This is a genomic window from Microbacterium sp. STN6 (assembly GCF_026410545.1).
Taxonomy (GTDB): domain Bacteria; phylum Actinomycetota; class Actinomycetes; order Actinomycetales; family Microbacteriaceae; genus Root112D2.
Map to the genome: position 1 here is coordinate 799001 of NZ_JAPMIT010000001.1, position 11540 is coordinate 810540.

General features: G+C 65.4%; 10 protein-coding genes. 6 read left to right on the plus strand and 4 right to left on the minus strand.

From position 1 onward, the window contains the following. Nucleotides 1-37: 37 nt before the first annotated feature. Entirely contained in the window at nucleotides 38-1291 is a 1254-nt protein-coding gene (locus tag OSC27_RS03645; protein WP_267180040.1) for a helix-turn-helix domain-containing protein, read from the minus strand. Between the two features lie 141 nt (nucleotides 1292-1432). Between OSC27_RS03645 and OSC27_RS03650 the strand changes: the two genes are divergently transcribed. Beyond that, complete coding sequence (locus OSC27_RS03650; RefSeq protein WP_267180041.1) at nucleotides 1433-2434, plus strand: IS481 family transposase; 1002 nt, start codon at nucleotides 1433-1435, stop codon at nucleotides 2432-2434. Here OSC27_RS03650 and OSC27_RS03655 read toward each other — a convergent pair. Then, nucleotides 2431-3228 (minus strand): hypothetical protein, encoded by a 798-nt coding sequence (locus tag OSC27_RS03655; RefSeq protein WP_267180042.1) that lies wholly within the window; start codon nucleotides 3226-3228, stop codon nucleotides 2431-2433. The genes OSC27_RS03650 and OSC27_RS03655 overlap by 4 nt on opposite strands. 426 nt (nucleotides 3229-3654) lie before the next feature. On the opposite strand from OSC27_RS03655, the gene OSC27_RS03660 reads away from it, so the two are divergent. The 5 genes from OSC27_RS03660 (at nucleotide 3655) to OSC27_RS03680 (ending at nucleotide 10296) form a co-directional block, all read left to right on the plus strand. Further along, nucleotides 3655-4653 carry an AAA family ATPase gene (locus tag OSC27_RS03660; RefSeq protein ID WP_267180043.1) on the plus strand — a complete coding sequence of 333 codons (999 nt, stop codon included), beginning with the start codon at nucleotides 3655-3657 and terminating at the stop codon, nucleotides 4651-4653. Nucleotides 4654-4658: 5 nt separating this feature from the next. Next, complete coding sequence (locus OSC27_RS03665) at nucleotides 4659-7214, plus strand: S8 family peptidase (RefSeq protein ID WP_267180044.1); 2556 nt, start codon at nucleotides 4659-4661, stop codon at nucleotides 7212-7214. Between the two features lie 255 nt (nucleotides 7215-7469). Beyond that, entirely contained in the window at nucleotides 7470-7889 is a 420-nt protein-coding gene (locus tag OSC27_RS03670; RefSeq protein WP_267180045.1) for a hypothetical protein, read from the plus strand. Nucleotides 7890-8038: 149 nt separating this feature from the next. Beyond that, nucleotides 8039-8581, plus strand: a complete 543-nt coding sequence (locus OSC27_RS03675; protein ID WP_267180046.1) for a PadR family transcriptional regulator — start codon at nucleotides 8039-8041, stop codon at nucleotides 8579-8581. Next, nucleotides 8578-10296, plus strand: a complete 1719-nt coding sequence (locus tag OSC27_RS03680; RefSeq protein WP_416348821.1) for an ABC1 kinase family protein — start codon at nucleotides 8578-8580, stop codon at nucleotides 10294-10296. The genes OSC27_RS03675 and OSC27_RS03680 overlap by 4 nt, the downstream gene beginning before the upstream one ends. Nucleotides 10297-10378: 82 nt before the next feature. Here OSC27_RS03680 and OSC27_RS03685 read toward each other — a convergent pair whose 3' ends face one another. Beyond that, complete coding sequence (locus OSC27_RS03685; protein ID WP_267180048.1) at nucleotides 10379-10777, minus strand: hypothetical protein; 399 nt, start codon at nucleotides 10775-10777, stop codon at nucleotides 10379-10381. Between the two features lie 17 nt (nucleotides 10778-10794). Then, complete coding sequence (locus OSC27_RS03690) at nucleotides 10795-11418, minus strand: nucleotidyltransferase domain-containing protein (RefSeq protein ID WP_267180049.1); 624 nt, start codon at nucleotides 11416-11418, stop codon at nucleotides 10795-10797. Between the last annotated feature and the right edge of the window lie 122 nt (nucleotides 11419-11540).

Genomic DNA, 11540 nt, shown 5'->3' on the forward strand with positions numbered 1-11540 from the left:
AATCCGACTCGGTGCGGCGCTTGCGGGGGAGTCGCGACTACGCCGACGCGTCTCGGGCAGGCGGCTGGATCATTAACACGTGCGAGATGCCGCCCTGATTCACGCAGTCCTGAGCGAAGTCGTGAACGTGCCAGAAGAAGTCCGCTGCCGGCTCGATAGCGTTCACGGTTGTCTCAACCGGCGTGTAGCGGTGTAGCGGGACCGAAACGCCCTCGTAGGTGAAGCCCATGTTGTCCTTCGTCAGGATCGTTATCGGCTGCTGACCCGTCCATTCGATCCCCAGGCGAACGTCGTATTCGTCGTTGTCGGTTGCCTCCGCGGTGGTTCTCATGAGTGCCATCAGATCGGCGATGGCGCACTCGATCGCGGCAGACTCCACCTGCCAGCCCTCGAAGTACCCGTCGCTGCTCATGCGATGCCCACCGACAGCCGCCGTGACCGTCACAGACCCGTCACTGTGGATGCTCATCCACGCCTCCTTCCAGACCGAACGTTCGCCGGTCGCCGAGTTCACGGCCACCCAGCGGCGCAACCCGGGACGCGGGTTATCGCGGTCCACATTCTCCAGTGGGTGGATGCCTCCGCGCCCGGCATAGGTTAGGGCCAGCCCCACGGTCTTCGTCAGCACCCCGCGCGCATCCTCGCGAGTCAGCCGGTCACGGAAGCGAGGGATGCGCGGGTGAGCAACCGCGACCAGCCAGGCGCGCTTGTCAGAATCTCGACCTGCTGCCGCCTCGCCGTACAGCGCGTCCAATGCCTCTGTCGCATGTCGACGCTCCTCGAAACGAGCCCGGTACATCGCCTCGATCTGGCGCTCCTTCATCCACACCGTGTCCGAGTCATTTCGCACTGGAGCCGCGAAGTAGTCGTTCTTGTAGATCAGGTGCGGCCCGTCGATGCTCGCTGGCACTTCCACCACGACCGCCCGATTGCCCTCGTCTCCAAGGCGATAGACATTCAATCCGAACACTGGCGGCGAGATGGCGGTGATCGCGGCGCTCCGCAATGAGCGCTCGTAGGCTTCGTCGAGCTCGCCCACGTCGATTCGTTCGGTCGCTGCCTTCTGGGACTCGCGGACGCCGAACACGATGATGCCGCCGCCGCTGTTCGCCATCGCGGCGACGTCCTTCGGGAAGTCCGTCTGGGGCAGGCCCTTCGCCGGCGGCAACTCCGACTTCCAATCCAGGTCATCCGCCTCCATGACACCTGCGGCCACCGCTGCATCGAGCAGCGCATCAGTCAGCGGTCCCGGCGCAAGGCCGAGCGCACGGTGGAGCGCGGTGAAGGTCATGCTCCAAGACTAGAAGAGGAGCGCAGACGTGACCCGGAGCCTAGATGTACTTCCCCGGCGGGTTGTGAACATGTGAGGTAAGGCGAAGACCTCCGGGCAGGATGTGGGTTACCACACTCACTCCTGACCACGGAGGTCTTCGTGACTCACGCTAACGCGCCTTTGACGCCGGAGGGGCGTCGTCGTCTTGCTGTTCTCGTCGTCGATCGAGGCTGGCCGTTGCGGCGCGCCGCGGAACGGTTCCAGTGCTCGCCGGCGACGGCGAAGCGGTGGGCCGACCGGTATCGGGCCGGGCTGCCGTTGACGGACCGCAGCTCGACGCCGTTGTCTTCTCCGAATCAGCTGCCGCGCAAGACCGAGCGGCGGATCGTGTCGCTGCGGTTCACCAGGCGGTGGGGACCGCATCGGATCGCGTATCACTTGCATCTGGCCCGGTCCACGGTCGGCCGCGTGCTCGCCCGGTACGGGATGCCGAAGCTGGCGAACATCGACCAGGCGACCGGGCTGCCGATGCGCAAGCCGAAGCCGAAGCGGTACGAGCTCGCCCAGCCGGGGCAGCTGGTGCACGTGGATATCAAGAAGCAGGGCCGGATCCCCGACGGCGGTGGGTGGCGCCTGCACGGCAGGGGGTCCGTGCAGGACCGGGCTGCCGGTGTCGCCCGAGGTAAGGCGACACGTGCCGGCGCGGCCGGCTCCCGCGGCTACCGGTACCTGCACCACGCCGTCGATGACAAATCCCGGGTCGCGTACTCGGAGATCCTCGACGACGAGCGCAAGGAGACCGCCGCCGGGTTCTGGACCCGTGCGAACGCGTTCTTCGCGAGCCTGGGCGTGACCGTGACCGCGGTGATGACCGACAACGGCGCCTGCTACCGGTCCCACGCGTTCGCTGACGCCCTCGGAGAGAACGTCAAGCACAAGTGGACCAGGCCCTACCGGCCGCAGACCAACGGGAAAGTCGAGCGCTTCAACCGCACCCTCGCCGCGGAATGGGCCTACGCGAAGCCCTACGCCAACGAAGCCGAACGGACCGCCGCCTACGAGATCTGGCTACACCACTACAATCACCACAGACCCCACACCGGCATCGGCGGCCAGACCCCCTCAGAACGCGTTCACAACGTCACGGGGAAGTACACCTAGACGACCCCGTTCAGGATGAACCGGATGGCGGCTACGATCGCCTGCATCCGAATCTGAGCCTCGGTCTGGTTGCTCATGCCGGGGTGGGAACCGTTCGTGTGACTCATGCCCCACAGGCCTTTGAGGTAGTCGTGCTCGTGATCGTTGAGTACCTTCTTGCCGTGAAGTACGTCGAGAGCTTGCCCACCGGAGTTCCCGGTCCAACCAAACTTCGTCCGAGCAACCTCAATGAGCACATCCTCGTACGTCGCCCGAAGCTGGCCGTTCGCGGCTTCCCATCGCCCCGCCGTGAGGGACTGAAAGGCCTGGTCGAAGTGATTCGCAGCAATGTCCATCCCATGCGACTTGAGATCCGCGGCCAACGCGGTCGCATTCGCCGCAAGCGGCACATCTTCGTCCCCGAGGGGTGATATCTTCCAAGTCCGCTTTACCGTGGGCGAACCCCAGAAGCCCGGAGCTTCGTCCTCAGTTTCGACGGCGATCGCGTCATAGCCGTCAGCGCGCAGCGACAGGCCAAGCTCCGTCGCCCAGGACGGCATCTCACCTTGCGAAGCGAGCCGGTTGAGCACGGTATCTGCCAGCGCCAGGAGCTTGGGCCACCTCTTCTTGGCCAGCGCATCCTTCACGGCGGCGGCAGCGCGCTTGTCCCGCGCTATTGACTTTCCCGCGCGATCCACCTGCCCCGGGTCGCCATCGGCGATCCCTGCTTTCAGAAGCTCCGTCGAGAGCGACGCATGGCCGAACTCAGATGCCGCCTGCGCGATCAGACCGACCGTTCGCTGCGAGAGGGGCATATTCCGAGTTTATCGTCGGCGCTCTACACGTCAGCTCGTTGCTCAGCGGGCGGACGCCTTCAAGGTCGTAGCCTCATCAAGGTCCGGCTCATTGCGCTGAGGGACTAACAGCGTTGTTGGAGCGTCCCCCGCCGTCCGTCGATGAGGAGTCTTGTCGGCGGACGATGGCCTCCGCCGCTGCGAGCGGTGGCCGCGTTTCGGGATGGACCGGAAGAGGAGTGCGTTGGTCTGTTGCGCGGTTTCGATCAGGTGCGGGGCTCCGGCGCGCGGCAGCTCAGCGGCTGTCGGAGGGGGCGAGTTCAATAGGCCTCCTGTCGCCACGGCGTGAGGCGTGGTGCCCGCTGAGGCAAGGTGACGATAGCTAGACTGGGGACAGCCTGCCGAACCTGGTCAGGACCAGACTCGTGCGCCGAAGGAGGTCAGGCCGTGGCAACCAACGACCAGCTCAAAGCGCTCGTGAAAAGCCATGCAGACGGCGATGACGCTCAGTTCTACGCGGTCGCGATGCAGGTCGCTGCGAAGGCCGCGCGCGCAGGACAGTCGAACTTTGCCCAAGATCTTCGCGACCTCGTGGACGACCTGCGCAAGCGAGCCACAGCTCCGTCGCGCGTCGCGGCCGTCGTGCCCGTCACCCAACCTCGAGGCGAACTGGGCTCGCTGCTGACCGTCAGCTACCCAGACGCGCGCCTCGGCGATCTTGTCCTGTCTGACGATCTGAGCGCACGTCTGAACCACGTCCTGCTTGAGCAACGTCAGCGCGACACGCTCGCTCGCCACGGACTTCGCCCCGCTCGACGGCTCCTGCTGATCGGACCACCCGGTACTGGCAAGACCTCGACCGCGCGAGTGCTCGCCGGTGAACTCGGATTGCCTCTGTTCGCGATTCGCCTGGACACGATTATCACCAAGTTCATGGGGGAGACCGCGGCGAAGCTTCGCCTGATCTTCGACGCGCTCGTTGAGACGCGGGGGGTCTATCTATTTGACGAAGTGGACGCGCTCGCTGGAGACCGCGCGGCAGCGAACGACGTCGGCGAGATCCGTCGAGTCCTGAATTCGTTTCTCCAGTTCCTAGAAGAGGACACCTCGGAAAGCGTCATTGTCGCGGCCACGAACCATCCGCAGTTGCTGGACAACGCGCTGTACCGGCGATTCGACACGGTCATGGATTTCGTGCTCCCCGATGACGCGAATGCCCAAGCGGTTATCAAGAACCGTCTGGCGCTGTTTCACATCAGCAATCTGAGCTGGCCGCGGGTGCTCACAGCGGCTCGCGGACTCAGCCACGCCGAGATCGCGACGGCCGCAGAGAACGCCGCAAAACATAGCGTCCTCGCCGGCCGAACAAGGATCCTCACGAGCGATCTGATTGCGGCCCTCGACGAGCGGCCTCGTCTCACCGGTCAACGCAACCAGAGCGTGTAGGCGGCATGGCTGAACGTGACCGTCCGCACATCGTTGTGCCTGGGCTACCGCGCTCCGAACCCTTCACCATTCCTACGGGCGGCGGCGGTACCGATGGTTCCGGGTTCTCGGGGGATCGAGGTCGACACGGCTCGACCCTCGTCCAGCAATATGAAGCCGCGCTGGCGGCTCCGGTCGACGCGCCCGAAGTCTCGGGGACCTACATCTCGTTCCTCTCCTTCCCCGGCCTCGAACTGGCCCTGGAGAGCCTGGATGTGCAGCGCTCCGGCGAGCAGCCCGAGCTTGTCGCCGTCCGGGAGGCCGATTCTGTGGACGGTCCCGTCCAGATTGCGACTGTCTATGTCCCGGATGGCAAGAAAGAGTATTTCCTCAAGAAGTTGACTCAGTACGTCGAGTCATCCGGCGAGGACAAGGCGCGCAACGCCGCCCTAGTGGACGGAATCCAGGCCATCCGCCGGGCTACGATTCGGGAACTCTGGACCGACTCCGACGGGACCTACCCCACTGACCCGTCTGAGACTAGATGGTGGGAGGTGTGGCTGCGCAAACGCGACGGCAATGAGCTGCGCCGGTTCACCGAGTTCGTCGCCGCGCACGGCCTCCGCACCAGCGACCACTACCTCGGGTTCGGCGAACGAACCGTCGTGCTGCTGTACGCCACGGCGGATCAGCTCGCTGAGGCGTTTCACACGCTGGACGACATCGCCGAACTGCGGCAACCTCACGCCGTCGCAAGCTTCCTCACCGAACTGCCCGCCGCGGAACAGGCCGAGTGGGTCGAGGAGCTCCGTCAACGGCTTCGTCCGGCATCAGCTGGCGCTCCCGTCGTGTGCATCCTGGATACGGGTGTGCAAGACGGGCATCCGCTGCTGGCCGACTCAATCGCCGCCCCAGACCTCCATGTGGCAGATCCGTCATGGCAGCCTCCGCCCGTGCATGGGCACGGGACCGAGATGGCTGGGCTCGCTCTCTACGGCGACCTCCACGGCGCCGTGCTCGACTCGGGCGTGGTCGAACTCCGTCACCGCCTCGAATCCGTGAAGTTCCTGCCCGACAGGGGAGACAACGATCGGGACCTGTACGGCGCCATCACCGCTCGCGCGGTCGACCAGCCCGAGATCCAAGCCGTAGGCCGCCCACGGGTGTTCATGCTCGCCGTCACAGCGCAACGCTCGAGACCCGTCGCCGGTCAAGAAGATTCAACGGCGGTCCTTGAAGCAGGCAAGCCCACATCCTGGTCCGCATCGATCGACGCGTTAGCATTCGGCCGTGCCATCGACGACACCGACCCCAAGTTCACCTACCTCGATCGCGATGAACCCAGACGACCCAGACTGTTCGTCATCTCCGCGGGCAATGTCCGCGACGTCGTCGGCACCGACGACCACCTCAGCCGCAGCGACCTCGAACCAGTCGAGGACCCCTCCCAGTCCTGGAACGCACTGACCGTCGGTGCATATTCTTCCCACGACGACATGTCCGGGGCACCTGCCGGTTTCGCCGGCTACCAGCCCATCGCCCCGCGAGGCGAACTCTCCCCGGTAAGCCGTACTTCTGTCCTGTTCGACCGCAAGAAGTGGCCCTTCAAACCAGACGTCGTTGCCGACGGCGGAAACGTCGCCGCCTCACCGGACAAGACCGACGTGGACACCCCGCCCAACCTCGCGCTCCTGACTACGCGCTTCCGCACACTCGGCGAAGGCTTCTTCACCACAACTCGCGATACCTCCGCAGCCACCGCCTCCGTCGCCGCGATCGCCGCTGACATCTACGCCGCGTATCCCGGTCTGCGCCCTGAAACCGTGCGTGCGCTGATCGTCCACTCTGCGGAATGGACCGATCCCATGCGAGCGCGCTTCGACGCTGAATCGAGTAAGACAGGGCTCACCTCGCTCCTGCGCCGCTACGGGATGGGCGTTCCTGACTCGGACCGGGCTCTGTACAGCGCCACTGATGCACTCACGCTCGTCGCTGAAGCGCGCATTCACCCGTACCAGCGTGACGGTTCGAACAGCGCGGGCAAGACACGCGAGATGAGTCTCCATGAGCTGCCATGGCCGATCGAGCAGCTCGAGGAGCTCGGGGCCGCGAAGGTTCGGATGCGCGTGACTCTCTCGTACTTTATCGAGCCGAACCCCTCCAGCCGGGGATGGACCGGTCGCTACATCTATCCCTCTCATGGACTTCGGTTCGCGACCCGGCGACCCGAGGAAAGTGTGGACTCGTTCCGGCAACGTATCAACACTCGCGCCCGCATCGACGGCGAGAAGCCGCCGAGCCTCGACACCGAAGCAGGATGGCTGTTCGGCAGTAACCAACAGCAGGCTGCAGGCTCGCTCCATACCGACATCTGGTCCGGAACCGCCGCCGCCCTCGCCAGCAAGGGAGCCATCGCCGTCTATCCGGTCGCAGGCTGGTGGAAGAACCGCGCCAAGGACGACCAAAGTGATCAGGGCGTCGACTACTCCCTAATCGTTAGCATCGAATCACCCGAGGTCGACGTCGACCTGTGGACCCCCGTCTATCAGCAGGTCCAGCCGACTATCGAGATCACCACCTAACGCCAGCACGACCATCGGCCTGCAACGAGGGGGACAGAAGGGGGACCGCAACGTGTGCAAGGAGAGCAAGGAGAGCAAGGGCTGATGCCGAAAGTCGGCGAAAGTAGGCTGCTGCAAGGGCAATGAGGCCGATGGTCCTACCTGGGGGTCAAGGAGGTTCAAATCCTGTCATCCCGACTAGAACGGGCCGAGCGACGGGAGCTGCTGCCGGCATCCGTCGAAGCGCTTGCCAAGGTACCGGCGCCCGTCGAGCGCATGCAATATGGCAACCCGAATGGCTTCGACCTCGTGCTCGAATGCTCGGGCCACGACGGCGCAGCGCTCGCAGCGACGCGGATCGTTCGCGCCGGCGGCGAAGTCGTGCTGATCGGTGCACCGTGGATGCGGCGCACCGACGCCACGGCGCATGACGTCTTCACTGAGGTGTTCCACCGCTACGTGACACTGCGTAGCGGGTGGGAGTGGCAGCTGCCGGCCCGGCCGTCGCCGTTTGTGCACGGCAGCATGAGCGACAACGTCGAGCAGGCGATGCGGTGGCTTCGGGACGGCACGATTGACGTGGACGCGCTCGCTGATCGGCGCTCGCCGGCCGACGCGCAGGAGGTCTACAACGCCCTCGCGGGTGGTACGGCGCCGTTCCTGACCACCGTTTTCGACTGGACGCAGCCCGACTGAGCGCCCCCTGTTACTGCCGCAGAATCTTTGAGAGGGGCCTGCCCTTGGCGAGCTCGTCGAGGTGGTGGCGCTTGTTCATATGGCCCCTGTCGCCCAGGCGCTCAGCGATATATCGTTGAGTATCGTTGACGATCAATCAGGAGGACATCATGGGCACCTCGTTCAAGGCCGGCGGATTCGGCGGCGGCAACCCCGCCGAGGGCATGTGGCACACCATGGAGCAGGTGCGCTCGGAGTTTGAGAAGCGTGTCGGCCGGCGCATGGGTCGGGGCGACGTGCGGGCGGCGGTGCTCGCGCTTCTCGCCGAGAAGCCGATGCACGGGTACCAGATCATCCGCGAGATCGAGGAGCGCAGCGGCGGCAGCTGGAAGCCGAGTGCGGGGTCTGTCTACCCGACTCTGCAGCTGCTGGCCGACGAAGGGCTCATCAGCTCCGAGGAGTCGAACGGGCGCAAGACCTACGCGCTGACCGACACCGGCCGCGAGGAGGCCTCCAGCGCTGAGGCCTCCGTGCCGTGGAAGACCGACGAGAACGAGGGCACCGGCTTCACCGTGCTGCCCAAGGCGGGTATGGAGCTCGCGCACGCGGCCGCCCAGGTGCGCCGCACCGGCTCGCCCGAGCAGATCAAGCAGGCCGTCGCGGTGTTGGACGACGCGCGCCGCCAGCTCCACTCGATCCTCGCCCAGGACTGACCGAGGTGCCGCCGGTCCGTCAGGGTCGAGAGCCTTCGCCGGGCACCAAAGGCACGCGCGCCAGGTACCGCCGCATCCTTCGATTCGCCGGTTGGCAGCTCGCCGTCACCTGGTGGTACGAGCTGTTCTTGCCGCGCATCGGGCTTGCGCGGGTCGCCGAGCGCACCCGAGAGAAGCGGATGCGGCGCTTTGCGCGCCGTTTCCACGCCCTCGCCGTCGAGCTTGGTGGCCTCATGATCAAGGTCGGCCAGTTCATGTCCTCGAGGCTCGACGTGCTGCCGCCCGAGATCACGGCCGAACTGGAGGGGTTGCAGGACGAAGTTCCGCCGGTGCCGTTCGCCGAGATCCGCGCGCTCGCCGAGGCGGAGCTGGGGATGCCGCTGGAGCGGGCGTTCGAGTCGGTCGATGAGACGGCGGTGGCCGCGGCATCCCTCGGCCAGGCTCATCGAGCCGTGCTGGCGCCGGCAGACGCGGCGGAGACTGGCCTGAGACGGGCCGTGATCAAGGTGCAGCGGCCGGGAATCGGCGCCATCGTCGACGTGGACCTGGCCGCGCTGCGCAGGGTCGCCCGGTGGCTGACCCATGTGGGCGTGGTCGCCGACCGTGTGGACGCGCCGGCGCTCGTCGAAGAATTCGCCCACACAAGCCTGCAGGAGATCGACTACCTGCACGAGGCCGCGAACTGCGAGCGTTTCGCTGCCGACTTCGCCGACGACGAGCGCATGGCGGTGCCCGACATCGTCTGGGAGCGCACCACCCGACGCGTTCTCACGCTCGAAGACGTGACAGCCATCAAGATCACGGATGCGCAGGCTCTGCGCGCCGCAGGAATCGACCCGGCCGAGGTCGCCCCCGTCTTCGCGGAGGTCATGTTCGACCAGCTGTTCACCAACGGCTTCTTTCATGCGGACCCGCACCCCGGCAACATCTTCGTCACGCCCGCGGCGGACGGGGCCGACGGCCGCCCGTGGAAGCTCACGTTCATCGACTTCGGCATGATGGGCGAGGTCACCGCCGAGACGCGCCGAGGGCTGCGGAAGCTGCTGATCGCGGCGGCGTCGCGCGACGGCAGGGGCCTGGTGGGCGCCATGCGCGAGGTCGGCGTGCTGCTGCCCACGACCGAGACAGCCGAGCTGGAGCGGGCCATGACCCAGCTGTTCGCCCGATTCGGTGGCATGGGGTTCGCCGAGCTGCGCGAGGTGGATCCGCGCGAGTTCCGCGACTTCGCACTGCAATTCGGCCACGTGGTGCGATCGCTACCGTTCCAGATGCCCGAGAACTTCCTGCTCGTCATCCGGGCGATGTCGCTCACCTCCGGCGTGTGCAGCGCGCTGAACCCTGTCTTCAATCTCTGGGACTCGGTCGAGCCGTATGCAGCGCAGCTCCTTCGCGACGAGCGCGCCAACGCGGCGCGCGACTTCGCGAAGCAGGCCGTGGAGATCGGCGGCATCGTCGTGCGCCTGCCGAAACGGCTGGACGCGCTCGTCTCCAAAGTCGAGGACGGTTCGTTCGCTGTCGCCACGCCGAAGCTCGACAAGTGGGTCGCCCGGCTCGAACGCGTCGCGCGACGGCTCGTGGGTGCGACGCTGTTCGCCGGCCTGCTCATCGCCGGCGCCGTCGTGAGCGGCGCCCACGCGGTATTCGGCACGGTGCTGATGAGCGTGTCGGTCCTGCCACTGCTGTACGCGCTGTTCGCGCCGCGCCGCAATCGCTGACGGAGCACGTAGAGAAGATTCTGCGCCTCGCGGCTGTTAGCCGTCGGAGCAAGAAGGTAGCGGGTGTGCGTTAGCGAGCTCGTCAGTGCATGGAACGCAGTACCTGATCCATTGCCGTCACCAGTCGATTGGCCGCCTTTACAAGATCGGCGGAACGACCGTCAGCGAGTATTCCGGAGGAGTACTGCGTCTCCGTCTTGGTGTCGATTAGCCGTCGCAGCGACGGGGCAACAGCTTTGCCTGGTTTTGTCGAATTCAGAAGCGTGACGGCCTCGGCATGATCCTGCCCCGCTGCGCGCTCACTGAGAACTGCGCCGCAAATAGCGTCCGCAGCCGCGATTCCAGCGAGCACGGCGAGAGAGCCGATCACATTGCCTGTGGTGGAGATTCCCGCGTCCTCGCCGAGATCCGCGATAAGCATTGCGGCTTCGAGGAATGCGTGTGCGTGCTGAGCGCGGATCTGCGTCTCCGCCTTTGTCATCGACCGCGTTCGTGGAGTCATGTTGCGCGGGGATTCAGAAGTCGCTTGATTTCGACACCGGTCAATGAGCGTGCGTCGGTTCTGAGGGAGTGAATTAGCGGCGCGCCGTTCCCGATCAGCCGGTCCAACTCGGCGCGGGTTAGTGCAAACAGCTGGGCCCGATTACCGGTGAGCCTGCGAACGCGCTCTGCGGCCGCGTCGAGGATGTCGGCCTGCCGTTCCTCCGGGACGTCGTCGTTCCAGACAATGAGTATGTCGATATCAGAATGAGGACCGGCCTCGCCGCGGGCAAATGAACCGTAGAGGGCGGTACCTGCCGCATAATCGTTGACGATATCGCGAAGAATTTCGGCGACGCGCTGCTCCGTCACTGCAGACAGGGCCAAGATTTGCTCGATCGGCCCCCACATCACGTGATCGCGGTTCGCCTCGTAGACATTTGCTGAACCGACCGATCGCACGGAGGCCAATCCGATGCTGACGGCGTCTTCTAGGATGCGCTGTGTAGTTCGCAGTGTCTTCACGCCACTCAGCTGATGGATGCGACGACCAGAGGCGGGTTCTGCGAGGACGAAGAGCCGGTGGAGCACGCGCGCGCGATCCTCGCCGAGCACGGCATATTCCGGGTGAGAGAGATCCATTGTCTCCTCCAGGGGACGATTCGTCGAGCTAGCCGACTACATAATGCATCACGTGACTACATATTACGTCACCCGTTTGGCGCGTTGCAATGGCGCGAGCGGCGTTGTGGCGCCAAAACGGA